Source organism: Pseudomonas sp. XS1P51 (assembly GCF_054897845.1).
In genome coordinates this window covers 7,208,436-7,232,640 of sequence record NZ_CM142707.1, presented here as the reverse complement: position 1 = coordinate 7,232,640, position 24,205 = coordinate 7,208,436, and the positions used below count along the sequence as shown (strand labels likewise).

At 60.8% G+C, this 24,205-nt stretch carries 18 protein-coding genes; 11 read left to right on the top strand and 7 right to left on the bottom strand.

All coding sequences use genetic code 11. The features are described 5' to 3' along the window. Positions 1-2: 2 nt before the first annotated feature. Positions 3-662 carry a GntR family transcriptional regulator gene (locus tag ACYZUD_RS33410; protein WP_462022006.1) on the bottom strand — a complete coding sequence of 220 codons (660 nt, stop codon included), beginning with the start codon at positions 660-662 and terminating at the stop codon, positions 3-5. Positions 663-928: 266 nt separating this feature from the next. Between ACYZUD_RS33410 and xdhA the strand changes: the two genes are divergently transcribed. The 4 genes from xdhA to guaD all read left to right on the top strand — a co-directional run bounded on the left by xdhA (position 929) and on the right by guaD (position 7,050). After that, complete coding sequence (gene xdhA / locus ACYZUD_RS33405) at positions 929-2,383, top strand: xanthine dehydrogenase small subunit (RefSeq protein ID WP_462022005.1); 1,455 nt, start codon at positions 929-931, stop codon at positions 2,381-2,383. Continuing rightward, entirely contained in the window at positions 2,376-4,775 is a 2,400-nt protein-coding gene (gene xdhB, locus ACYZUD_RS33400) for a xanthine dehydrogenase molybdopterin binding subunit (protein ID WP_462022004.1), read from the top strand. Before xdhA ends, xdhB begins: the two co-directional genes overlap by 8 nt. Positions 4,776-4,891: 116 nt before the next feature. Next, a complete protein-coding gene (xdhC, locus tag ACYZUD_RS33395) occupies positions 4,892-5,737 on the top strand; it encodes a xanthine dehydrogenase accessory protein XdhC (protein ID WP_462022003.1) in 846 nt (281 codons plus the stop codon). An 8-nt stretch (positions 5,738-5,745) separates the two neighbouring features. After that, a complete protein-coding gene (gene guaD, locus ACYZUD_RS33390) occupies positions 5,746-7,050 on the top strand; it encodes a guanine deaminase (RefSeq protein WP_462022002.1) in 1,305 nt (434 codons plus the stop codon). Between the two features lie 181 nt (positions 7,051-7,231). Here the strand turns inward: guaD and ACYZUD_RS33385 are convergent, their stop codons facing one another. Further along, positions 7,232-7,996 carry a GntR family transcriptional regulator gene (locus ACYZUD_RS33385; RefSeq protein WP_217834020.1) on the bottom strand — a complete coding sequence of 255 codons (765 nt, stop codon included), beginning with the start codon at positions 7,994-7,996 and terminating at the stop codon, positions 7,232-7,234. Between the two features lie 344 nt (positions 7,997-8,340). On the opposite strand from ACYZUD_RS33385, the gene ACYZUD_RS33380 reads away from it, so the two are divergent. Next, on the top strand, positions 8,341-9,531 hold the full coding sequence (locus tag ACYZUD_RS33380; protein WP_462022001.1) for a benzoate/H(+) symporter BenE family transporter: 1,191 nt from the start codon (positions 8,341-8,343) through the stop codon (positions 9,529-9,531). A gap of 137 nt (positions 9,532-9,668) precedes the next feature. Here the strand turns inward: ACYZUD_RS33380 and ACYZUD_RS33375 are convergent, their stop codons facing one another. Beyond that, positions 9,669-10,013 carry a YggL family protein gene (locus ACYZUD_RS33375; protein WP_007896965.1) on the bottom strand — a complete coding sequence of 115 codons (345 nt, stop codon included), beginning with the start codon at positions 10,011-10,013 and terminating at the stop codon, positions 9,669-9,671. Positions 10,014-10,247: 234 nt separating this feature from the next. On the opposite strand from ACYZUD_RS33375, the gene dacB reads away from it, so the two are divergent. Next, complete coding sequence (gene dacB, locus ACYZUD_RS33370) at positions 10,248-11,708, top strand: D-alanyl-D-alanine carboxypeptidase/D-alanyl-D-alanine endopeptidase (protein ID WP_462022000.1); 1,461 nt, start codon at positions 10,248-10,250, stop codon at positions 11,706-11,708. Positions 11,709-11,842: 134 nt separating this feature from the next. Here the strand turns inward: dacB and ACYZUD_RS33365 are convergent, their stop codons facing one another. Both ACYZUD_RS33365 and rlmKL read right to left on the bottom strand, forming a co-directional pair. Continuing rightward, complete coding sequence (locus ACYZUD_RS33365) at positions 11,843-14,242, bottom strand: sensor domain-containing diguanylate cyclase (RefSeq protein ID WP_462021999.1); 2,400 nt, start codon at positions 14,240-14,242, stop codon at positions 11,843-11,845. 208 nt (positions 14,243-14,450) lie between these two features. After that, positions 14,451-16,727 (bottom strand): bifunctional 23S rRNA (guanine(2069)-N(7))-methyltransferase RlmK/23S rRNA (guanine(2445)-N(2))-methyltransferase RlmL, encoded by a 2,277-nt coding sequence (gene rlmKL / locus ACYZUD_RS33360; protein ID WP_462021998.1) that lies wholly within the window; start codon positions 16,725-16,727, stop codon positions 14,451-14,453. A 529-nt stretch (positions 16,728-17,256) separates the two neighbouring features. On the opposite strand from rlmKL, the gene rmf reads away from it, so the two are divergent. Beyond that, the gene (gene rmf / locus ACYZUD_RS33355; RefSeq protein WP_003223300.1) at positions 17,257-17,472 is read left to right on the top strand and encodes a ribosome modulation factor; all 216 of its coding nucleotides are present in this window, start codon (positions 17,257-17,259) and stop codon (positions 17,470-17,472) included. A gap of 239 nt (positions 17,473-17,711) precedes the next feature. On the opposite strand, the gene ACYZUD_RS33350 is transcribed toward rmf, so the two are convergent. Next, positions 17,712-18,731 carry a quinone-dependent dihydroorotate dehydrogenase gene (locus ACYZUD_RS33350; RefSeq protein WP_462021997.1) on the bottom strand — a complete coding sequence of 340 codons (1,020 nt, stop codon included), beginning with the start codon at positions 18,729-18,731 and terminating at the stop codon, positions 17,712-17,714. A 230-nt stretch (positions 18,732-18,961) separates the two neighbouring features. Between ACYZUD_RS33350 and ACYZUD_RS33345 the strand changes: the two genes are divergently transcribed. Beyond that, a complete protein-coding gene (locus ACYZUD_RS33345; protein ID WP_462021996.1) occupies positions 18,962-20,173 on the top strand; it encodes a CmpA/NrtA family ABC transporter substrate-binding protein in 1,212 nt (403 codons plus the stop codon). Positions 20,174-20,188: 15 nt separating this feature from the next. Further along, on the top strand, positions 20,189-20,764 hold the full coding sequence (locus ACYZUD_RS33340; protein ID WP_008027390.1) for an ANTAR domain-containing response regulator: 576 nt from the start codon (positions 20,189-20,191) through the stop codon (positions 20,762-20,764). 115 nt (positions 20,765-20,879) lie between these two features. Here the strand turns inward: ACYZUD_RS33340 and ACYZUD_RS33335 are convergent, their stop codons facing one another. Further along, positions 20,880-21,065 carry a hypothetical protein gene (locus ACYZUD_RS33335; RefSeq protein ID WP_462021995.1) on the bottom strand — a complete coding sequence of 62 codons (186 nt, stop codon included), beginning with the start codon at positions 21,063-21,065 and terminating at the stop codon, positions 20,880-20,882. Positions 21,066-21,102: 37 nt separating this feature from the next. On the opposite strand from ACYZUD_RS33335, the gene ACYZUD_RS33330 reads away from it, so the two are divergent. Further along, positions 21,103-22,314 carry a nitrate/nitrite transporter gene (locus tag ACYZUD_RS33330; protein ID WP_462021994.1) on the top strand — a complete coding sequence of 404 codons (1,212 nt, stop codon included), beginning with the start codon at positions 21,103-21,105 and terminating at the stop codon, positions 22,312-22,314. Positions 22,315-22,321: 7 nt separating this feature from the next. Continuing rightward, positions 22,322-23,992 carry a protein kinase domain-containing protein gene (locus tag ACYZUD_RS33325; protein ID WP_462021993.1) on the top strand — a complete coding sequence of 557 codons (1,671 nt, stop codon included), beginning with the start codon at positions 22,322-22,324 and terminating at the stop codon, positions 23,990-23,992. The last annotated feature ends 213 nt before the right edge of the window (positions 23,993-24,205 follow it).

Below are 24,205 nucleotides of genomic sequence, written 5' to 3'. Positions count from 1 at the left end.
GCTTAAGCGTCCGTCAGGGCGGAAACCACCAGATCGCAACTGCGCTGGGCGTAAGCCGTCAGCACCACGCGGATCAGTGGAAAGTCACGGGCGATCACGGCGGCGAGCAGGCGTTCAAACAGCTCCAGGAACTCGCTCATTGAAGCCTTGCGTTGGTCCAGGGCGAGGAAATACGCGCGACTCATGGCCGGCTGCAGGTTCTCGACGGTCTCCTGCAAGTACGGGTTGTTGGCGAACGGGTACGCGGCGCGCATCACACTGAAGCTGTCGTCGACAAAGGTGCGGATGTCCTGGCGCTCGTAGCTGGCGGTCAGGCGCTGCTGGATTTGCACGAACGGCGCCAGGTCGGCCTGGGCTTGCCAGCCGCTGGCCACGGCGTTGCCGAGCAGGATGTACAACTCGCTCATCAGCGTGCACAGGCTCTGCACCTTGTGGGCGGTGAGCTCGGTCACGTGGGCGCCGCGTCGCGGCAGGATCGCGATCAGGTGGCGGCGCTCAAGGATCAGCAAGGCCTCGCGGACCGAACCGCGGCTGACATTGAGGGCCAGCGTGACCTTCTGTTCCTGGATGCGCTCCCCCGGCTTCATTTCGCCGCGAATGATGCGTTCGGCGAGGTGGTGAGCGATTTGCTCGGCGAGGCTGTCCGGCGCCTTGAACGTCATGGTTGTCCTTCAAACTCTTCGATCTGCACAAGCGGCGCAGTGTAGCGCACATGAAGGGTCATGGCGGAGTGCCCACTCAGCGGTTTTTGGCACGAATCAAGCAAAAAGCAGGCTAGCCCGCGAGGGTCAATAATGAAGAAGCGGGTCGTTTATCGACAAAGTGCTATTTTCTGACCCTTAAGTCAGAAAATCATTGACCGAAAAGTCAGACCTGATAAATTCGGTCCAAGTCGGTTAACAACAATAATGAGTCTGCGAGGCCTTCCGTGATCCAGTTTTTACTTAACCAGGAACTCCGTAGCGAGCACGCCCTGGACCCAAACCTGACCGTGCTCAATTATCTGCGCGACCATGTGGGCAAACCCGGCACCAAAGAAGGCTGCGCCAGCGGTGACTGCGGCGCGTGCACCGTGGTGGTCGGCGAGCTGCAAACGGATGACGATGGCCGCGAACACATTCGCTATCGCAGCCTCAACTCGTGCCTGACGTTCGTGTCGTCATTGCACGGCAAACAACTGATCAGCGTCGAAGACCTCAAGCACAAAGGCGAGCTGCACAGCGTGCAGAAAGCCATGGTCGAGTGCCACGGCTCACAATGCGGCTTCTGCACGCCGGGTTTCGTGATGTCACTGTTCGCGCTGCAAAAGAACAGCGATCAACCGGACTCGCACAAAGCACATGAAGCCCTGGCCGGCAACCTCTGCCGTTGCACCGGCTATCGGCCGATCCTCGCTGCTGCCGAACAATCCTGCTGTGGCAAGCAACCCGACCAGTTCGATGCTCGCGAAGCGGACACCATCGCTCGCCTGAAAGCCATCGCCCCCACCGACATCGGTGAACTCAACAGTGGCGACAAGCGCTGCCTCGTGCCGCTGACCGTGGCCGATCTGGCTGACCTTTATGACGCTTATCCACAGGCCCGCCTGCTGGCCGGCGGCACGGATCTGGCGCTGGAAGTCACGCAATTCCACCGCACCCTGCCAGTGATGATCTACGTCGGCAACGTCGCCGAGATGAAGCGCATCGAGCGCTTTGACGATCGCCTGGAAATCGGCGCCGCGACCGCCCTCTCCGATTGCTACGACGCCTTGAAGGCCGAGTACCCGGACTTCGGCGAATTGCTGCAACGCTTCGCGTCCTTGCAGATCCGCAACCAGGGCACGCTCGGGGGCAACATCGGCAACGCCTCGCCGATTGGTGACTCGCCACCGCTGCTGATCGCGTTGGGCGCGCAGATCGTCCTGTGCAAAGGCGAAACCCGCCGCACCATGGCCCTGGAGGATTACTTCATCGATTACCGCGTCACTGCGCGTCAGGAAAGCGAGTTCATCGAGAAGATCATCGTGCCGCGCGCCAGCGCCGAACAATTGTTCCGCGCCTACAAGGTGTCCAAACGTCTGGACGATGACATTTCCGCGGTCTGCGCCGCGTTCAACCTGCGCATCGACAACGGCGTGATCGCGGATGCCCGGGTTGCCTTCGGCGGCATGGCGGCCATCCCGAAACGCGCCAAGAGCTGCGAGGCCGCGCTGCTCGGCGCGCAGTGGAACAACGCAACAGTGGAACGCGCCTGCGCTGCGCTGGCCGACGATTTCACACCGCTCTCGGACTTCCGCGCCAGCAAGGAATACCGTCTGCTCAGCGCGCAGAACCTGCTGCGCAAATACTTCATCGAACTGCAAACACCGCACATCGAGACTCGGGTGACCGCTTATGTCTAATCATCACGCCGTAGAGAAGACCCAAGCCGAACTGGCTGAACTGTTCGCCAAGGACCTGACCACCGGTGTTGGCCGTAGCGTCAAGCACGACAGCGCCGCCAAGCACGTGTCCGGTGAAGCGCAGTACATCGACGATCGCCTGGAATTCCCGAACCAGTTGCACGTTTACGCCCGACTATCGGACCGCGCCCACGCGAAAATCATCAGCATCGATACCAAGCCCTGCTATGCCTTCGAAGGTGTGCGCATCGCCATCACCCACGAAGACGTACCGGGTCTGAAAGACATCGGTCCACTGTTGCCGGGCGACCCGCTCCTGGCCATCGATGACGTGCAATTCGTCGGTCAACCGGTGCTCGCCGTGGCGGCGAAAGACCTGGAAACCGCACGCAAGGCCGCCATGGCCGCGATCATCGAATACGAAGATCTCGACCCCGTGCTGGACGTGGTCGAAGCCCTGCGCAAACGCCACTTCGTACTCGACAGCCACACCCATCAACGCGGCGATTCGGCCAACGCATTGGCCACTGCCGAACATCGCATCCAGGGCACGCTGCACATTGGCGGCCAGGAACACTTCTACCTCGAAACCCAGATCTCATCGGTGATGCCGACCGAAGACGGCGGGATGATCGTTTACTGCTCAACGCAGAACCCCACCGAAGTGCAGAAACTGGTGGCCGAGGTTTTGGACGTGTCGATGAACAAGATCGTCGTCGACATGCGCCGCATGGGCGGTGGTTTCGGCGGCAAGGAAACCCAGGCGGCGAGCCCGGCGTGCCTGTGCGCGGTGATTGCGCACCTCACCGGTCAGCCGACCAAGATGCGCCTGCCGCGCGTCGAAGACATGCTGATGACCGGCAAGCGTCACCCGTTCTACGTCGAGTACGACGTCGGCTTCGACAGCACCGGTCGCCTGCACGGCATCGCCCTGGAACTGGCCGGCAACTGCGGTTGCTCGCCGGACCTCTCGGCCTCGATTGTCGACCGGGCGATGTTCCACGCTGACAATTCGTACTACCTGGGCGATGCGACCATCAACGGTCACCGCTGCAAGACCAACACCGCATCGAACACCGCTTACCGTGGTTTCGGCGGCCCGCAAGGCATGGTCGCCATCGAAGAAGTGATGGACGCGATTGCCCGGCACCTGGCCCTCGATCCGCTGGCGGTGCGCAAGGCCAACTACTACGGCAAGACCGAGCGCAACGTCACCCACTACTACCAGACCGTCGAACACAACATGCTCGAGGAAATGACCGCCGAACTGGAGGAAAGCAGCCAGTACGCCGAGCGTCGTGAAGCGATCCGTCGCTACAACGCCAACAGCCCGATCCTGAAAAAAGGCCTGGCGCTGACGCCGGTGAAATTCGGTATTTCCTTCACCGCCAGTTTCCTCAACCAGGCGGGTGCGCTGATCCATGTCTACACCGACGGCAGCATCCACCTGAACCATGGCGGCACGGAGATGGGCCAGGGTTTGAATACCAAGGTTGCGCAGGTTGTGGCCGAAGTGTTCCAGGTCGAAATGGACCGCGTGCAGATCACCGCAACCAACACCGAAAAAGTGCCGAACACCTCGCCGACCGCTGCTTCCAGCGGTGCCGACCTCAATGGTAAAGCGGCGCAGAATGCGGCGGAAATCATCAAGAAACGTTTGGTTGAGTTCGCCGCGCGGCAATACAAGGTCAGCGAAGAAGACGTGGAATTCCATAACGGCCACGTGCGGGTTCGCGATCACATCCTGACGTTCGAATCGCTGATCCAACAGGCGTATTTCGCTCAGGTGTCGTTGTCGAGCACCGGGTTCTACAAAACCCCGAAAATCTACTACGACCGCAGCCAGGCCCGTGGTCGGCCGTTCTACTACTACGCCTTCGGAGCGGCCTGCGCCGAAGTGATCGTCGATACCCTGACCGGCGAGTACAAGATGCTGCGCACCGACATCCTCCACGACGTTGGCGACTCGCTGAACCCGGCCATCGACATCGGTCAGGTCGAGGGCGGTTTCATCCAGGGCATGGGGTGGCTGACCATGGAAGAACTGGTGTGGAACAACAAGGGCAAACTGATGACCAACGGCCCGGCCAGTTACAAGATCCCGGCGGTGGCGGACATGCCGCTGGACCTGCGGGTGAAGCTGGTGGAAAACCGCAAGAACCCGGAAGACACCGTGTTCCATTCCAAGGCTGTGGGTGAGCCGCCGTTCATGCTCGGCATCGCCGCGTGGTGTGCGATCAAGGATGCCGTGGCCAGCCTCGGCGACTACAAACATCAACCGAAAATCGATGCACCGGCGACTCCGGAGCGGGTGTTGTGGGGCTGTGAGCAGATGCGGCAGTTGAAGGTGGCCAAGGCTGCCGAGGCTGAGCCAGAGTTGGCTTCGCTGTAGACCGAGGCGCGCCCATCGCGAGCAGGCTCGCTCCCACATTTGGAATGCATTCCCCCTGTGGGAGCGAGCCTGCTCGCGAAGACGCCCGAACAGACAACAGAAATGTTGAGGTGAATATGTACAACTGGATCGACGCCCTCGCCGACCTGCAAAACCGGGGTGAACCCTGCGTGCTGGTGACCATCATCGAAGAGCTTGGCTCGACGCCGCGCAATGCCGGCTCGAAGATGGTCATCAGCGCCACCCAGGCCTACGACACCATCGGTGGCGGGCATCTGGAATACAAGGCCATGCAGATCGGCCGGGAGATGCTTGCCAGCGGCAAGCAGGACACGCATCTGGAGCGCTTCAGCCTCGGCGCCAGCCTCGGCCAGTGCTGCGGCGGCGTGACCGTGCTGCTGTTCGAGCCGATGGGCCAGGTCCAGGCGCAAATCGCCGTGTTCGGCGCCGGCCATGTCGGTCGGGCGCTGGTGCCGCTGCTCGCCAGCCTGCCCTGCCGGGTGCGCTGGATCGATTCGCGGGAAGCCGAATTTCCGGAACAGATCCCCCACGGCGTACGCAAAATTGTCGCTGAAGAACCGGTGGACGAAATCGACGACCTGCCCGCCGGCAGCTACTGCATCGTCATGACCCACAACCACCAGCTCGACCTCGAACTCACCGCCGCGATCCTCAAGCGAAACGACTTCACCTACTTCGGCCTGATCGGGTCGAAGACCAAACGGGTGAAGTTCGAACATCGCCTGCGTGACCGCGGTTTCGACAGCGCAGTGCTGCAACGCATGCGCTGCCCGATGGGCATCGGCGAAGTCAAAGGCAAGTTGCCTGTGGAAATTGCCATCTCCATCGCCGGCGAAATCATCGCCACCTATAACGCGAATTTCGGCCAGCAGACCGCCAGCGCCGGATCATCGATCGCCAAACTGCTGCCTGCTTCACGCCGCAGCCAAGCCTCAAGTTGAGAAATCACATGCCTTTGACTCGCAAAGCCTACCGCGCCGCCATCCTGCACAGCATCGCCGACCCCGCCGAAGTAGGCATCGAAGCCTCGTACGAGTATTTCGAGGACGGCCTGCTGGTGGTCGATAACGGCCAGATCAGCGCGCTCGGCCACGCCAGCGAATTGCTGCCGACCCTGCCGGCCGATATCGAGATCACCCATTACCAGGACGCACTGATCACCCCAGGCTTCATCGACACCCACATCCACTTGCCGCAGACCGGCATGGTCGGTGCCTACGGCGAGCAGTTGCTGGACTGGCTCAACACCTACACGTTCCCGTGTGAAAGCCAATTCGCCAACAAGGCTCACGCGGATGAAGTCGCGGGCATTTTTATCAAGGAACTGCTGCGCAACGGCACGACCACTGCGCTGGTGTTCGGCAGCGTCCATCCACAATCGGTGAATTCGTTCTTTGAAGCCGCCGAACAGCTGGACCTGCGGATGATCGCCGGCAAGGTGATGATGGACCGCAACGCCCCGGACTACCTGACCGACACCGCCGAATCGAGCTACGTCGAAAGCAAGGCGTTGATCGAGCGCTGGCACGGCAAGGGTCGTTTGCACTACGCGGTCACCCCGCGCTTCGCTCCGACCAGCACCCCGGAACAATTGACCCTTGCCGGCCAGTTGCTCAGCGAATTTCCGGATTTGTACATGCAGACCCACATCAGCGAAAACCTCAAGGAAGTCGAGTGGGTCAAGGAGCTGTTCCCCGAGCGCAAAGGCTACCTGGACGTTTACGATCACTACCAGTTGCTGGGCGAGCGCTCGGTGTTCGCCCACGGCGTGCACCTGTGCGACGATGAATGTGCACGACTGGCCGAGACCGGTTCGGCGATCGCTTTCTGCCCGACCTCGAACTTCTTCCTCGGCAGTGGCTTGTTCAACCTGCCGATGGCCGAGAAGCACAAACTCAATGTCGGCCTCGGTACAGACGTGGGTGGTGGCACCAGTTTCTCGTTGCTGCAAACCCTGAACGAAGCCTACAAGGTCATGCAACTGCAAGGGGCGCGACTGAGCCCGTTCAAATCGCTGTACCTGGCCACCCTCGGGGGTGCGCGAGCGCTGCGCCTGGAAGACAAGATCGGCACGTTGCTGCCGGGTACCGACGCCGACTTCCTGGTGCTGGATTACAACGCCACGCCGCTGCTCAGCTACCGCTTGAAGCAGGCCAATAACATTGCCGAGACGTTGTTTGTGTTGATGACGCTGGGGGATGACCGGACTGTTCTGCAGACTTATGCGGTGGGGAATCAGGTGCATCAGCGCTAAAAGCTTTCGAGCATAAAAAATCCCCCGCAGCTCTACAGCCCCGGGGGATTTTTATTGCCTGTTGGGCAAGATCAAAAGATCGCAGCCTCGTTTCACTCGACAGCTCCTACAGGATTACGCGTTCCAATGTAGGAGCTGTCGAGTGAAACGAGGCTGCGATCTTTTCAGCAGCACTCGACAATCAGAGTTTGGCGACCGGCCGCCCTGGCTTCTTGGTCTGCAACAAATGCGAGAACACGGCATGCAAATCATCCGACGCGCTTTCTTCGTCGAGGTTGAGTTTGCTGTCGATGTGATCCATGTGATGCATCATCAGGTCCACCGCCAACTCACCGTTGCGCGCTTCGATGGCATCGATCAGTTGGGTGTGTTCGTCGTAAGAGCAATGGGAGCGATTGCCGCTTTCGTATTGGGCAATGATCAACGAAGTCTGGGAGACCAGGCTGCGCTGGAAGCTGATCAGCGGGGCGTTTTTCGCCGCCTCGGCCAACTTCAAGTGGAACTCGCCCGACAGACGGATACCGGCACCGCGATCGCCACGGGAAAAGCTGTCGCGCTCGTCGTTGACCATCTGCCGCAACTCGGCGATCTGCTCGGCAGTGGCGTGCTGAACGGCCAGTTCAGTGATCGCCCGCTCGACCAGACGCCGCGCCAGGAACACCTGACGGGCCTCTTCGACACTCGGGCTGGCAACAACAGCGCCGCGATTGGGCCGCAGTAGGACCACACCTTCATGGGCCAGGCGCGACAGCGCGCGGCGAATGATGGTGCGACTGACCCCGAAAATTTCCCCCAGCGCTTCTTCGCTCAACTTGGTGCCGGGCGCCAGACGCTGTTCGAGGATGGCCTCGAAGATATGCGCGTAGACAATATCGTCCTGGGTACCGCTACGGCCGGCTTTGCCTGCTCGCGGTTGTTTCTTGAGGGGTTGCAACTGTTCGTTCATGGGCACTCGAGTCGGGAGAACTGCGGCGAATTGACCGTGACTGTAATACGGCACAGTGGGTCGCTGGCAAGTATCGCGTAAAAAACACCGCGATTGTACACAATGGATGGTGGCAACACGACTGTACGGCTGTTTGTCGCCTTTGCTGTATAGCAACGATTGCTTACGTTTGAGTTTAGGCTTTAACCCAGAACCCTGTAGGAGCTGTCGAGTGAAACGAGGCTGCGATCTTTTGATCTTGAGAAATCAACATCAAAAGATCGCAGCCTCGTTTCACTCGACAGCTCCTACATTGGACGACTTCGCTTCGGATATTTTCGTACGTAATAAGGAACACCGCCGTCATGAACGACGCTACACACACGCAGCTCCGCCCTCTGGCCGACACGTCGCCTTCGGCCATCGTCGCCGGGTTCATTGCGATGATGACCGGCTACACCAGCTCTCTGGTGCTGATGTTCCAGGCCGGGCAAGCGGCGGGCCTGACCAGTGGGCAGATTTCGTCGTGGATCTGGGCAATCTCCATTGGCATGGCGGTGTGCTCGATTGGCCTGTCCCTGCGTTATCGCACCCCCATCACCATTGCCTGGTCGACTCCCGGCGCGGCGTTGCTGATCACCAGCCTGGGCGGCGTGACCTACGGCGAAGCCATCGGCGCCTACATCACTTGTGCGGTGCTGGTGACCGTCTGCGGTTTGACCGGCAGCTTCGAACGGCTGGTGAAAAAGATTCCGGCCTCATTGGCCGCGGCGTTGCTGGCGGGGATTCTGTTCAAGATCGGCAGCGAAATCTTCGTCGCCGCGCAGCACCGCACCGCACTGGTGCTGGGGATGTTCTTCACGTACCTGGTGGTCAAGCGACTGTCACCGCGTTATGCGGTGCTCGCCGCGCTGGTGATCGGTACGGCGTTGTCAGGGCTTATGGGGTTGCTGGATTTCAGCGGCTTCCATCTTGAAGTGGCGATGCCGGTCTGGACCACGCCGCACTTCTCCCTCGCCGCAACGATCAGCATCGGCATCCCGCTGTTCGTGGTGGCGATGACGTCGCAAAACATGCCGGGCATCGCGGTGCTGCGTGCCGACGGCTATAACGTGTCGGCCTCGCCGCTGATCACCACCACCGGCATCGCCTCGCTGCTGCTGGCGCCGTTCGGTTCCCACGGGATCAACCTGGCCGCCATCAGCGCGGCGATCTGCACCGGCCCGCATGCCCACGAGGATCGCAACAAGCGCTACACGGCAGCCGTCTGGTGCGGGATTTTCTACGGGATCGCCGGGGTGTTCGGCGCGACGCTGGCGGCGTTGTTTGCCGCGTTGCCTAAAGAGTTGGTGCTGTCGATTGCCGCGCTGGCGCTGTTCGGCTCGATCATCAACGGTTTGAGCATTGCCATGAGCCAGGTGAAGGAACGTGAAGCGGCGCTGATTACCTTTATGGTCACGGCGTCGGGGCTGACGCTGTTTTCCGTGGGGTCGGCGTTCTGGGGGATTGTGGCGGGGGTGCTGACGTTGGTGATCTTGAACTGGCGTAGACACTAAAAGATCGCAGCCTCGTTTCACTCGACAGCTCCTACAATGCGTCGCCCTGTAGGAGCTGTCGAGTGAAACGAGGCTGCGATCCTTTGATTTTCACAAAAAAAAAACGGCGACCCTTGGGTCGCCGTTTTTTTATAACATCAAGCTACCGGATTGATCGGCTTTTCCGGGTACCAGACGTCGATCAGCGGGCTGACGGTTGCTTCAGTCAGTTCGCTGCGGCCTTTGAGCCAGGCTTCAACAGCGGCACGCTGCTCTTCGGATACCGAGCCACGCTTCTGCAGGCAAACCAGACCGAAGTCGTCGCCGCCAACATAGCCCAGACCGTTGGCTTCCATGGCTTCTTTCAGGAACGCGTCGAGGAAAGCATCAATGGCTTCATCAGCCAAATCTTCTTTGAAATCCAGGTTCAGTTCGAAACCCAGCTCTTGAAATTCATCGACGCACAATTTTTTGCGCAGACGCTGGGAACGGTTAGTCGCCATTGGAACAATCCTCATAAGTAATAACGGGCGGCACTTTAGCAGTTTAAGCTGCCGATTGCCCGCCTCAGAACGGCGCGACGCCTACCGCCGGTAAAAAAATAGCTGATTAGAGGGCCAGGGCACGGCACAAGCCGCTACACCTTGGGGCATAATGCCGACACTTTCATGACCACTGAGGGAATTTATCTTCATGCCCTCGTCTTTTTCCCCCTCGCCTGTAGGGTCTTATTTCAGATGATCAAATCTTTGCGTCCATTGTTGCTGGCCAGCCTTCTTCTCCCCTTGGCCGTCCCCGTTTCCGCCGCCACCATCAACACCGGCCTGTCGCCCAACGTTGAAAAAGCCCTGAAGGCCAGCAAGTTGCAGGACAACGCCTTGTCGTTGGTGATGATTCCGCTCAACGGCCCTGGCACCCCGACCATTTTCAACGCTGATGTCTCGGTCAACCCGGCTTCGACCATGAAGTTGGTCACCACTTACGCGGCCCTGGAAATGCTCGGCCCGAACCACCAGTGGAAAACCGAGTTCTACACCGACGGCACCCTGAGCGGCGGCATTCTCAACGGTAACCTCTACCTCAAGGGTGGCGGCGATCCGAAGCTGAACATGGAAAAACTCTGGCTCTTGATGCGCGATCTGCGGGCCAACGGCGTGACGCAAGTCACCGGCGACTTGGTGCTGGACCGCAATTTCTTCGTGCAACCGCAACTGCCCGAATTCAACGACGACGGCAATGACGAGAACAAACCGTTCCTGGTCAAACCCGACTCGCTGCTGGTCAACCTCAAGGCCCTGCGCTTTGTGGCGCGCAACGATAACGGCCGGGTTCTGGTATCCGTGGAGCCGCCGATTGCCAGCATCCGCATCGAAAACCAGGTCAAGGCCGTCAACTCCAAGCAATGCGCCGGTGGCGTTCGGTACAACCCGGTGGCCCAGGCCGATGGCAGCGTGACCGTGACTGTCGGCGGTCAGTTGGGCGAAGGCTGCAGCTCCCAGACTTACCTGTCGCTGCTCGACCACGCGACCTACACCGCCGGCGCCGTGCGGGCGATCTGGAAGGAACTGGGTGGCAGCATTCAGGGCAAGGATGTTCTGGCGCCAACCCCGAAAGACGCCAAGGTCCTGGCTCGGGCCTTCTCGCCGGATCTGGCGGAAATCATTCGCGACATCAACAAATACAGTAACAACACCATGGCTCAGCAGCTGTTCCTCAGCCTGGGCCAGAAATTCCGCACCGACGCCGACGCCGACGACGCCAAAGCGGCCCAGCGCGTGGTGCGTCAGTGGCTGGCGAAAAAAGGCATCACCGCGCCGCACCTGGTGATGGAGAACGGCTCCGGCCTGTCCCGCGCAGAACGAGTGAGCGCGCGGGAAATGGCCGCGATGCTGCAAGCCGCGTGGCGCAGCCCATACGCCGCCGAGTTCATCAGTTCGATGCCGATTGCCGGCACCGACGGCACCATGCGCAAACGCTTGAAGACCACCGCGATGCGCGGTGAAGCCCACGTCAAGACCGGCACCCTGAACACCGTGCGCGCGATCTCCGGCTTCAGCCGCGACGTCAACGGCAATACCTGGGCGGTGGTGGCGATCCTCAACGACAAGGCCCCGTTCGGCGCGTCCTCGGTGCTGGATCAGGTGCTGCTGGACCTGTATCGCCAGCCTAAAGTGCCGGAAACGGCTTCGGTGTTGTAACCGGATACTCCAAACGCTGGAGATCAAATGTGGGAGCGAGCCTGCTCGCGATAACGGCGTCACATCCAGCCATGATGTGACGGACAGACCGCTATCGCGAGCAAGCTCGCTCCCACAGGGGTTGGCATCCGGCTTTAGTTCATCTCGCCCTGCACCCGATCACGCCCCGCCTGCTTCGCCGCATAAACCCCCGAGTCCGCCCGCAGCAGCAGCGCATCCGCGCCCTCTCCCACGCGCCAACTGGCAATTCCGAAACTCGCGGTGACGATCCCGACCTCGTCGATCGGTGAACTGCGCAACCCTTGCCACAACTCCAGTGCCAGCACATGGGCCTGCTCGCCGTCGATATCCGGGCAGAGCACCATGAACTCCTCGCCACCCAGGCGACAGAATACGTCGGTGCGCCGCAGCCGATGGCCAATGCGCTCGCACACGGCCTGAAGCACCCGATCGCCCACCGCGTGGCCATGCTGGTCATTGATGCGTTTGAAGTGGTCGATATCGAGCATGATCACCGACAGTTCGCCGCCACCGCGCTCGACCCGGGCCATTTCGGTGGTCAGGCGTTCCTGGAAGTAGCGGCGGTTGTGTATCCCGGTCAGCGAATCCGTCACCGACAGCGCCCGCAGTTCTTCCTCCACCCGCTTCAGGTCGGAAATGTCCGAGATGTAGCCGTGCCAGAGCACGCCGCCGCCCGGCTGTTCCTCCGGGGTCGCTTCGCCACGGACCCAGCGCAGGCCACGCACTGGCAACTGCACGCGGTATTCCTCGCGCCACGGGCTGAGGGTATCCGCCGAGGCCCGGATCGAGGCGCGCACGCGCGTGGTGTCCTGAGGATGAATCCGCGTAAAGATGGCTTCAGCGTTGAGCAACAGCACATCCGGTTCGAGTTCGTAGATCTCGCGGATGCCATCGCTGGCGTAGATCACACTGAAGCGCCCGTCGAACTCCATTTTGAACTGGTAGATTCCGCCGGGCACATGGGCGCTGAGTTTCTTCAACAACAGATCCCGTGCTGCCAGGGCCTCGTGGACCCGCTTGCGCTCGGTGATGTCGATACAGATCGCCAGGTGCCCGACCCACAAACCTTGCTCGTCGAGTACCGGCGTCGCCAGCATGTTCACCGTCAAATGGCTGCCGTCACCACGGATCAGCGTCCACTCCCGCGCTTCATGACCACCCTCCTCGCCGCCCTCGACCAACATTGCCTGGCAGGTCGGGATCGGTTTGCCATAACGCGCGCTCAATTCCGCCGAGCGCGCCAGGAGTTCCCGGGGCAGGTGCAGATTTTCCAGCGTCATATGGCTAACCACCTCCATGCTGGTATAGCCGAGCATCTGCTCCGCACCGGCGTTGAAGGTGCTGATGACACCGCGCAGGTCGGTGGCGATGATTGCCACTTGTGTCGCAGCATTCAGTACCCCGCGCAGTTGGCCATGGGTGCCGCGCAACTCCTGCTCACGGGCGCGCAGTTCCTGGGTCCGTTGCTCGACCATTTTCAGCGCCCGTTGACGCTGACTGACCAGCACATAAAGCAACGCACTGAGCAACACACTGAGCAAGCCACCCAGCACCACCAGGCTGGTTACCGAAGAATGGTTGGCTTGTCGGAAAGCCTCGCTGGGCTGGATGTCGACTTGATAGTCGTGGTCGGCAAGCCGCAGCAGCCGGGTCGCGGACAAATCACTGGTGACCGGCGTGTTGGAGGATTCATAAAGCACTTCGTGCTGGTCGTCGGTGGACAAATCGAGGATGCGCACCGAGAGATAGTCATGGCCCGCATCCGGCAACCCGTCCGCCAGCAACTGGCGCATGCTGATCACCGCCATCACATAGCCGTAGGGTTTCGTTGCCGCTAAGCCCGGACCATTGCGGGGCATGACCGGGGCGACCAGCAGCACACCCCGCGCGTAGGCCGGCTCGATACTGACCAGATGCATCGGCTGCGACACCGCCATCCCGCCGTGCTGGTCGGCCCGTTCAAGGGTGGAGCGGCGCAAGGGTTGGGCCAGCAAGTCGTAGCCGAGCGGCGAGCCGAGTTTGCTTTGGGTCTGGCTATAGAGCACCGCCACATACTCATCGCGGTCGGCCGCCAGTTGCAGTTGGCCGTCGGCATTGAGTTCACGCAGGGTGAAGTCGGGCAGTCCCTCTTCACGCATTCTGCGCTCGAAATCCGCCCGTTCGGCGCGGGTCACCCGTAGCGCGAACGAGTACGCTTGGGTTCGATGAAGCAGAGGTTGGGTGTAACCGTCGAACTCCGCTCGGGAGACCGAACCGGAATTGGCAAAGAACCGGCGCAACCCGTCGAGGCGCTGCTCCTGATCTTCGAAACGTTCTTCGATACGGCTGTAACGTTCACTGGCCAGCAGTTGGAAACGTTGCCGCAATTGTTGGTGAAACAGATTGGTTGTCGACCAGGCCAGCAACCCCGTGAGAATCCCGCCGACGAGCAATACCAGAAGCGCGACCAGCCAGGCCGAGACATCTTCACTGATAAACCCCAGGATCTTTGGGCGCACGGCGTGCAACGACATAAACGCAACTCAAAACGCCAGGTGCGGGAAAGCCCTTTGGCCCTGAGTGAGTTATAGCTATTAGCCACTAATTTGACCAGCACTGTAGGAGCGAGCTTGCTCGCGATGGTCGAGAACGATAACGCGTGGGTTCTGGATACCCGCGGTGCTCTCAGGTTCATCGCGAGCAAGCTCGCTCCTACAGTAGTTGTTCCAATCAAATTAACCGTCAGCGGGCGGTGATTTTCCATGCACGGTGGATCTTGCCGTTACGGGCGAAATCCGGATCGATGGTCTGGGCGGTGATTTCTTCGACCGCGTAACGCTCGGTGAGGTTTTCCTCAAGCGTGAACTTGCGGAAGTTGTTGGAGAAGTACAACACCCCACCCGGTGCAAGGCGCGCCATGGCCAGGTCGATCAACTGCACCTGGTCACGTTGCACGTCGAAGATGCCTTCCATGCGCTTGGAATTGGAGAAGGTCGGCGGATCGATGAAGATCAGGTCGTACTCGTCGCGGCAAGCGTCGAGCCAGGCCATGACGTCGCCCTGCTCCAGGCGGTTCTTGTCGGAGAAACCGTTCAGCGACAGGTTGCGACGCGCCCAGTCCAGATACGTTTTCGACAAGTCGACGCTGGTGGTGCTGCGCGCGCCGCCCTTGGCCGCGTGGACACTGGCGGTTGCGGTGTAGCAATACAGGTTGAGGAAACGCTTGCCCTCGGCTTCTTTCTGAATGCGCATGCGCATCGGCCGGTGATCGAGGAACAGCCCGGTGTCGAGGTAGTCGGTAAGGTTGACCAGCAGCTTGATGCCACCTTCGTTGACCTCGACGAACTTGCCCTGTGCCGCCTGGCGTTCGTACTGCTTGGTGCCGCTCTGACGCTCGCGGCGTTTGACCACCACGCGGTTCTTGTCGATGTTCAAGGCCTGCGGAATCGCCGCCAGGGCATCGAACATACGCGCCGAGGCTTTTTCCGGATCGATGGATTTCGGCGCGGCGTATTCCTGGACGTGGACCCAATCGTGATACAGGTCGATGGCCATGGAATATTCCGGCATGTCGGCATCGTAGACGCGGTAGCAGTCGATGCCTTCACGCTTGACCCACTTGCCCAACGCCTTGAGGTTCTTTTGCAAACGGTTGGCAAACATCTGCCCGCCTTCGCTCAAGCGCGGCTGCTCGATCACCACCGGTGCCGGTTTGATCGGGTTGCCGTTCTTGTTGTACTTCTCGTACTTGCCCGGCGCCACATCGTTGTCGGCGACTTCGACTTCGGCTCGAACTTGTTCGCGCTCGACCTGACGCTGTTCCGGGGTGCGACGCTCGCCGGTGACGAACTGGTCCGGCGTAACCTTGATCAGCAGCAATTTGCACGGCAAGGCGCCGTTCCAGAACGAATACTGTTTGTGGCTGCGGATGCCCATGCGCTTGCCCAGGTCCGGGGCGCCGGTGAACACTGCGGCCTCCCAGTTCAAGCAGGCCTGACGCAGACGCTCGCCGAGGTTCTGGTAGAGATAGAGCAAGCTTGCCTCGTCGCCCAGACGCTCGCCATAGGGCGGGTTGCAGATCACCAGGCCTTTCTGGTTCTGGTCCGGACGCGGCTCGAACGTACCGACTTCTCCCTGGTAGATCTTGATCCACTCGCTCAGGCCGGCACGCTCGACGTTGTTGCGGCCCGGTTGAATCAGGCGCGGGTCGGCTTCGTAACCGCGAATCCACAGCGGTGGCTTGGCCAGGCCGGCCGCGCAACGTTCAGTCGCTTCTTCGTGAAGTTTTTTCCACAACGCCGGTACGTGGCCGAGCCAGGCGGTAAAGCCCCACTGTTCGCGACGCAGGTTCGGCGCCATATCGGCGGCGATCATCGCGGCTTCTACGAGGAACGTACCGACACCGCACATCGGGTCAGCCAGTGCGCCGCCTTCGGCCGCAATGCGTGGCCAGCCGGAACGAATCAGGATCGCGGCCGCGAGGTTTTCCTTCAGCGGCGCCGCGCCCTGCTGCAATCGATAGCCGCGCTGGTGCAGGCTGTGGCCGGACAAGTCAAGGGACAGGATCGCTTCGCCACGGTCCAGGCGCAGGTGAATGCGCAAGTCCGGGTTGAGCTTGTCGATGGACGGACGGTCGCCTTGCGGGGTGCGCAGTTTGTCGACGATGGCGTCCTTGACCTTCAAGGCGCCGAAGTGGGTGTTGTCGATGCCCGAGCCGTGACCGCTGAATTCAACGGCGAGGGTTCCGTCGTTGAGCATGTGGTCTTGCCACTCGATATCGAGCACGCCGTGGTAGAGGTCTTCGGCGTCCTTCATCGGGAAACGCTTGAGCACCAGCAGCACCCGGTTCGCCAGGCGCGACCACAGGCACAGGCGATAAGCGGTTTCCATGGTCGCCATGCCGCGCACGGCAGAGGTGTGCTCACGCGCCTCTTCAAGGCCAAGCCCGACGGCTTCCTCGATGAGCAGGCCTTCAAGGCCTTTTGGGCAAGTGAGGAAGAGTTCGAAACGATCGGACATGGGAATTCCAGAACCTTTAGCTAAGTGAGCCGGCAACGCATTGCCGACCCGGTTTTCAATCAGGCGCTTTTCTAAAAGAGCGCCCGCGTGGCACGAAGGTGTGCCGTCCCACCCTTGCTGCTCGGGTTAAAAGAGCTTAGATGCAAAGGCAGATAAAAAAGTTGATGCAACAAAATGTCATAAGTCGACCCTTCGTCGAATAATGCTCACTGCAACGCGAGAAATTCTCATCAAAGAATTAACTCCATCATCCTGCGGGGGGCCGATCATACAGGGGTTTGACCAATAAACACGGGACAAACATCGTGTTACTTATGGCTTTACCATCTTTATCGTTACGTCCTTATGACAAAACGATCATTCCCTCGATGTGACGCATTGGTTAGAACTCAACACAGGTTGACGCCGCAACGACGTCAACACCTTGGCTCGCGACGCCGGCAGCGAGCCCCAACGGCAGGAGTTTTTCTGCCAGACCTCAATTGAGGTCGACGCGATAAATACAGTCAACAAGTGAGGGCAACACCCTATGAGAAGACTTAAGCGTGATCCGTTGGAAAGAGCATTTTTGCGCGGATATCAATATGGCGTTGGTGGCAAATCCCGTGAGCTTTGCCCATTTACTCTACCGTCGGTACGCCAAGCCTGGATTAACGGCTGGCGAGAAGGACGAGGCGACAACTGGGACGGTATGACCGGCACTGCGGGAATCCACAGACTCAACGAACTTCACGCCGTCGGCTAACACAGGGCACACACTCCGACACGACAATCTGATTACGTAACGACTTACCACGCACGCCCCATCCGGGCGGCGGGCTCCGGCCCAGGGGCTCCTTCGAGGAGCCCTTTTTTATGCCCCCAAAATTCCACCTTGAGCCCAACACACCTGTGGGAGCGAGCCTGCTCGCGATAGCGGTGTGACATTCAACAACAATGTCAGCTGTAAGTCCGTCATCGCGAGCAGGCTCGCTCCCACAGGGTTTAGCGCAGGGCTGCTATGGCATCGACGGACTCGCGAATCAGCGCCGGGCCTTTGTAGATGAAACCGGAGTAGATCTGCACCAGGCTCGCACCCGCAGCGATTTTCTCAGCTGCGTGCTTGCCTTCGGTGATACCGCCCACGGCGATGATCGGCAAGCGACCGGCCAGCTCCGCCGCCAGCACCTTCACGGTGTGGGTGCTCTTGTCACGAACCGGTGCGCCGGACAGACCGCCCGCCTCGTCACCGTATTCCATGCCTTCGACGCCGACGCGGCTCAGGGTAGTGTTGGTGGCGATCACCGCGTCCATCCCGGTTTCGATCAACGCCTGGGCGACCTGAGCGGTTTCTTCGTCGGTCATGTCCGGCGCAATCTTGATTGCCAGCGGTACATGCTTGCCATGGCGCAGCGCCAGTTCCGCTCGGCGCGTGGCCAGGTCAGCCAGCAATTGCTTGAGCGAGTCACCGAACTGCAGGCTGCGCAGGCCAGGAGTGTTCGGCGAACTGACGTTGACCGTCACGTAGCTCGCGTGGGCGTAGACTTTGTCCAGGCAGATCAGGTAGTCGTCGACCGCACGCTCGACCGGGGTATCGAAGTTCTTGCCGATGTTGATGCCCAGCACGCCCTTGTACTTGGCCGCGGCCACGCGGGCCAGCAGGTGATCAACGCCGAGGTTGTTGAAGCCCATGCGGTTGATGATCGCCTCGGCTTCCGGCAGACGAAAAATCCGTGGTTTCGGATTGCCCGGCTGCGGACGCGGGGTGATGGTGCCGATTTCGACGAATCCAAAACCCAATTGTGCAAAACCGTCGATGGCTGCGCCGTTCTTGTCCAGACCGGCCGCCAGCCCCACGGGATTCGGAAAGTCCAGGCCCATGACGTTCACCGGCATTTTTGCCGGCGCCTTGCACAGTAAGCCGTTGAGGCCCAAACGCCCGCCCGCGCCGATCAGGTCCAGGGACAGATCGTGGGAGGTTTCCGGGGAAAGTTGGAACAACAGCTGACGGGCCAGGGTGTACATGGGCGGCTTTGACTCGAATGGCGGCGAAATGAGGCGGCGATTATAGCCGGGCATCGGCGTCGCAAGCGAGGCGTGCGACAAAATCAGCGGGCGATGGCATATGCCTTGCACCAGCATAGGCATCAGCACTCATGCCAACGACGGGATGAGTGGAAGGACAATGGCGTCGTCACCCGGCTTTGCTCACGCGAGGGCCTGGGACGACGCTTTTTTTTGGAAGGTGTTTAGCCATGAATGAAACCACAGCGGGCCCACTGGCCTGGGTCAACGGCAGCGATGCCCCGGAAAAGACTGAAATCAACCTCGGCTTCATGGCCCTGAGCGACTGCGCCTCGGTGGTGGTCGCCGCCACCCAGGGTTTCGCCCAGCCCTACGGGCTGACCCTCAATCTGAAGCGCCAGTCGTCATGGGCCAACCTGCGGGACAAACTGGTCAGTGGCGAACTCGACGCCGCCCACAGCCTGTACGGCTTGATCTACGCCGTGCACCTGGGCATCGGCGGCGTGGCCCCGACTGACATGTCGGTGCTCATGGGCCTGAACCACAACGGCCAAAGCATCAACCTTTCCCACGGCTTGCAGGCCCTGGGCGTGACCAGTCCTGAAGCACTGGATCGGCACGTGCACCAAACTCGCCCAAAACTCACCTTCGCCCAGACATTTCCGACCGGCACCCACGCCATGTGGCTGTATTACTGGCTCGCGAGTCAGGGCATCCATCCGTTGCACGACGTCGACAGCGTGGTGGTGCCACCGCCGCAAATGGTCGCGCACCTGCAAGCCGGGCGTATCGACGGTTTTTGCGTCGGCGAGCCCTGGTCCGCCAGCGCCGTGAAACAGAATCTCGGCTTTACGATGGCGACCAGCCAGACCATCTGGCCCGATCACCCGGAAAAAGTCCTCGGCTGCACCCGCGCCTTCGTCGAGCAATACCCCAACACCGCCCGGGCACTGGTGATGGCGATTCTGGAGGCCAGCCGTTTCATCGAAGAAAGCACCGAGAACCGCCGCAGTGCCGCGCAATTGCTCAGCGCACCGCAATACCTCGATGCGCCACTCGATTGCATCGAACCACGGCTACTCGGTGACTACGCCGACGGTCTGGGCAATCGCTGGCAGGATCCGCATGCGCTGCGCTTCCATGGTGGTGGCGAGGTCAACCTGCCTTACCTCTCCGACGGCATGTGGTTCATGACCCAGTTCCGTCGCTGGGGTTTATTGCGTGACGACCCGGACTACCTCGCGGTGGCCCGTCAGGTCCAGCAACTAGACTTGTATCGTGAGGCCGCCACTGCGGTTGGTGTCGCCGCTCGGAATCAGGACATGCGCAGCAGCCAGTTGATCGACGGCAAGGTCTGGGACGGCTCGGACCCAGTTGCCTACGCACGCAGTTTCAAGCTGCACGCCATGAGCGGCAGCTCGCCCCTTCTCGCCAGCCGCTGACAGGAGACTGCGAATATGTTGCGTATCCTGCTGATCAACGACACCGCGAAGAAAGTCGGGCGCCTTAAAGCTGCCCTGACCGAGGCCGGGTTCGAGGTGATCGACGAGTCCGGCCTGACCATCGACCTGCCCGCGCGCGTCGAAACGGTGCGTCCGGATGTGATTCTGATCGATACCGAGTCACCGAGCCGCGATGTCATGGAGCAAGTGGTGCTGGTCAGTCGCGATCAACCGCGTCCGATCGTGATGTTTACCGACGAGCATGACCCTGACGTGATGCGCCAGGCGATCAAGTCTGGCGTCAGTGCCTACATCGTCGAAGGCATTCACGCACAACGCTTGCAGCCGATTCTCGACGTGGCCATGGCGCGCTTCGAAAGCGACCAGGCCCTGCGCGCGCAACTGCACGCCCGCGACCAGCAACTGGCCGAGCGCAAGCGCATCGAACTGGCCAAAGGGCTGCTGATGAAGATGAAGGACTGCAACGAGGAAGAGGCCTACACCCTGATGCGCCGCCAGGCCATGAGCCGCCAGCAGAAGCTGATTCAGGTGGCGGAGCAGATTATTGCCATGAGTGAACTGCTCGGCTGAAACCCTGTGGCGCCTGTCAGGGCGCCTTCGCGAGCAGGCTCGCACACACTTGATTTGCATACGACGCCATTCCCCTGTGGGAGCGAGCCTGCTCGCGATTGGCAGCGACTCGGTTTCAGTTGTTGGCACAGTTCTCGCTAAGTAATCGGTACAGGTAACCAACGGCGGTTGCCCCACCTACGACAAAGACGTCGCTCACCTCATTTGCCCATGGCGAATCGGGTGGCGGCGTTTTTTTGTTTTGGCCCCACAGCCCGGGGCCGGTGGTGCGGCCGTTGCGGCGCCCCACCTGCAAGCTCATGACTCCTTCTCGAGACGACTAACAGCTGAGGTGCGCGATGAATTCAAGCTTCTGGAAATCCGGCCATACCCCGACACTGTTCGCGGCCTTCCTCTATTTCGACCTGAGTTTCATGGTCTGGTACCTGCTCGGCCCACTGGCGGTGCAGATCGCCACCGACCTGCAACTGACCACCCAGCAACGCGGGCTGGTGGTGGCCACGCCGATTCTGGCCGGGGCCATACTGCGCTTTTTGATGGGCTTGCTGGCTGATCGCCTGTCGCCCAAGACCGCTGGCCTGATCGGCCAGGTGATCGTCATCTGCGCCCTGTTCGTCGCCTGGAAACACGGCATCCACAGTTACGAACAAGCGCTGCTATTGGGCCTGTTCCTCGGTGTGGCCGGCGCCTCCTTCGCCGTCGCCCTGCCGCTGGCGTCGCAGTGGTATCCGCCACAGCATCAAGGCAAGGCCATGGGCATCGCCGGGGCCGGTAACTCGGGCACCGTGCTTGCTGCGCTGATCGCTCCAGTCCTGGCTGCCGCGTTTGGCTGGAGCAACGTGTTCGGCTTCGCGCTGATCCCCCTGATCCTGACCCTCATTGTCTTCGCCTGGCTGGCCAAGAACGCCCCTGAGCGGCCGAAAGCCAAGTCGATGTCCGACTACTTCAAGGCGTTGGGCGACCGAGACAGCTGGTGGTTCATGTTTTTCTACAGCGTGACCTTCGGCGGCTTCATCGGCCTGGCCAGCGCCCTGCCCGGCTACTTCAACGACCAATACGGCCTGAGCCCGGTCACCGCTGGCTACTACACCGCAGCCTGCGTATTTGGCGGCAGTTTGATGCGTCCTTTGGGTGGTGCACTGGCCGACCGTTTCGGCGGCATTCGCACCTTGCTGGCGATGTATACGGTGGCGGCGATCTGCATCGCGGCAGTGGGTTTCAACTTGCCAAGTTCCTACGCGGCATTGGCACTTTTCGTGTGCACCATGCTCGGTTTGGGGGCAGGCAACGGCGCAGTATTCCAGTTGGTTCCGCAGCGTTTTCGTCGGGAGATCGGGGTGATGACCGGTTTGATCGGCATGGCCGGCGGCATCGGTGGTTTTGCCTTGGCGGCCGGTATGGGTGCGATCAAGCAAAGCACCGGCAGCTATCAAATGGCGTTGTGGTTGTTTGCCAGCCTCGGCGTTCTCGCCTGGTTCGGCCTGCACGGCGTGAAACGTCGCTGGAGAACCACTTGGGGCTCAGCAGCCGTCACTGCTGCACGGGTGTGAGGGCTGAATGAGCCTGCAACTGAGTTTTGCCGAAGCGAGCGCCATCGGCCCTCGCGAGGAGAATCAGGACGCTCTGCGCTTAGTGACGCCGGCCCCGGCACTGGCGGCGAGCAAGGGTTACCTGTTCGCCATCGCCGACGGCGTCAGCCAGTGCGCCGATGGCGGGCTCGCCGCCCGTTCGACGCTGCAGGCCCTGGCGCTGGATTACTACGCCACGCCGGAAACCTGGGGCGTCGCCCAGGCACTGGATCGCCTGCTGCTGGCGCAGAATCGCTGGTTGCAGGCCAATGGCGGTGGGCAACCACTGCTCACCACCGTTAGCGCTTTGGTTATGCGCGGCAGGCGTTTTACCCTGGCGCATGTCGGCGATTGCCGGGTTTATCGCTGGCATGCCGACACCTTGCAGCGAGTCAGCGAGGATCACGTCTGGGACCAGCCGGGCATGCAGCATGTGCTCAAGCGCGCATTGGGGCTGGATCAGCATCTGGTGCTGGATTTTCTCGACGGCGAACTGCGCCTCAATGAAAGCTTCGTGCTGCTCAGCGATGGCATCTGGGCCGTGCTCGGCGACACCGCCATTGCGGCGATTTTGCGCGATCAACCCGATCTGGGCAGCGCCGCGCAGACCCTGGTCAACGCGGCGCATCTGGCCGGCAGTCAGGACAATGCCAGTGCCTTGCTGGTGCGGGTCGATGCCCTCGGTGAAACGAGTATTGGCGATGCGCTGATCCATTTGCAGCAATGGCCGCTGCCGCCAGCGCTGAAACCGGGTCAAACCTTCGAGGGCTGGCAAGTCGAAGGGATACTCGGCCAAAGCCAGCAATCGCTGCTCTATCGGGTGCGCGACGGTCAGCAGCAACCCTGGTTACTGAAAACCCTGCCCGGCCACCTGCGCGACGATCACCAGGCCGGGCAAGCGTTGCTGTCGGAGGAATGGTTTCTCAAGCGCGTGGCCGGGCGGCATTTTCCTGAGGTCCATGCCGCCAGTCAGCGTCAGCATTTGTACTACGTGATGCGTGAATATTCAGGTTCGACCCTGGAAAAGCTGCATGGGAAAGTCGGACCGCTGCCGCTGGCCCAATGGCAGGATCTGGCCGAACGCCTGCTGCGGGCGGTCGGCATGCTGCATCGACGGCAGATTCTCCATCGTGATATCAAACCGGAAAACCTGTTGCTGGGGGACGACGGCGAGTTGCGCCTGCTGGACTTCGGCCTCGCCTACTGCCCCGGCCTGTCCGAAGATCAGCCCTCTGCCCTGCCCGGAACGCCCAGCTATATCGCGCCGGAAGCCTTTCGCGGTGACCCGCCGACACCGCAACAGGATTTGTATTCGGTCGGTGTGACCTTGTATTTCCTGCTCACCGGGCACTATCCCTACGGCGAAATCGAAGCGTTCCAGCGCCCACGGTTTGGCGTGCCGGTCAGCGCCAGTCGCTACCGGCCCGACTTGCCGGAATGGCTCGCGCAAAGCCTGGAGCGCGCCGTTGCAGCGGATCCGGGTCAGCGCTTTGAAACGGCGGAAGAATGGTTGCTGCTGCTGGAACAGGGCGAGCGACGCAGTTTGAGCGTGCGCCCCAGACCGCTGCTGGAGCGTGAGCCGTTGAAGGTCTGGCGGACCTTGGCGCTGCTGTCGTTGGTGGTGAATCTGGTGCTGTTGTTTTTGGCATTGCATGGCTGATATTTTCATTACCCCAAAAAGATCGCAGCCTGCGGCAGCTCCTACAGGGGATCGCGTACATCTGTAGGAGCTGCCGCAGGCTGCGATCTTTTGATCTTTCTGCTTCATTACCGGGCATCGTGCGTTGAACCGGTGCACTCAATCACCCTCTTCCCCTGAGAAACGCCTGCATATCCGGCCCCTGTGCAAGTTGGCACAACCACTGCATTACCT

Coding starts and splice junctions, on each gene's coding strand:
- ACYZUD_RS33350 (WP_462021997.1), bottom strand. CDS start 18,731: ATGTACACCCTGGCCCGTCAGCTGTTGTTCCAACTTTCCCCGGAAACC.
- ACYZUD_RS33335 (WP_462021995.1), bottom strand. CDS start 21,065: ATGAGCTTGCAGGTGGGGCGCCGCAACGGCCGCACCACCGGCCCCGGG.
- ACYZUD_RS33380 (WP_462022001.1), top strand. CDS start 8,341: ATGAACGACGCTACACACACGCAGCTCCGCCCTCTGGCCGACACGTCG.
- xdhB (WP_462022004.1), top strand. CDS start 2,376: ATGTCTAATCATCACGCCGTAGAGAAGACCCAAGCCGAACTGGCTGAA.
- dacB (WP_462022000.1), top strand. CDS start 10,248: ATGATCAAATCTTTGCGTCCATTGTTGCTGGCCAGCCTTCTTCTCCCC.
- ACYZUD_RS33345 (WP_462021996.1), top strand. CDS start 18,962: ATGAATGAAACCACAGCGGGCCCACTGGCCTGGGTCAACGGCAGCGAT.
- ACYZUD_RS33325 (WP_462021993.1), top strand. CDS start 22,322: ATGAGCCTGCAACTGAGTTTTGCCGAAGCGAGCGCCATCGGCCCTCGC.
- guaD (WP_462022002.1), top strand. CDS start 5,746: ATGCCTTTGACTCGCAAAGCCTACCGCGCCGCCATCCTGCACAGCATC.
- rmf (WP_003223300.1), top strand. CDS start 17,257: ATGAGAAGACTTAAGCGTGATCCGTTGGAAAGAGCATTTTTGCGCGGA.
- ACYZUD_RS33410 (WP_462022006.1), bottom strand. CDS start 662: ATGACGTTCAAGGCGCCGGACAGCCTCGCCGAGCAAATCGCTCACCAC.
- rlmKL (WP_462021998.1), bottom strand. CDS start 16,727: ATGTCCGATCGTTTCGAACTCTTCCTCACTTGCCCAAAAGGCCTTGAA.
- xdhC (WP_462022003.1), top strand. CDS start 4,892: ATGTACAACTGGATCGACGCCCTCGCCGACCTGCAAAACCGGGGTGAA.
- ACYZUD_RS33385 (WP_217834020.1), bottom strand. CDS start 7,996: ATGAACGAACAGTTGCAACCCCTCAAGAAACAACCGCGAGCAGGCAAA.
- ACYZUD_RS33375 (WP_007896965.1), bottom strand. CDS start 10,013: ATGGCGACTAACCGTTCCCAGCGTCTGCGCAAAAAATTGTGCGTCGAT.
- ACYZUD_RS33340 (WP_008027390.1), top strand. CDS start 20,189: ATGTTGCGTATCCTGCTGATCAACGACACCGCGAAGAAAGTCGGGCGC.
- ACYZUD_RS33365 (WP_462021999.1), bottom strand. CDS start 14,242: ATGTCGTTGCACGCCGTGCGCCCAAAGATCCTGGGGTTTATCAGTGAA.
- ACYZUD_RS33330 (WP_462021994.1), top strand. CDS start 21,103: ATGAATTCAAGCTTCTGGAAATCCGGCCATACCCCGACACTGTTCGCG.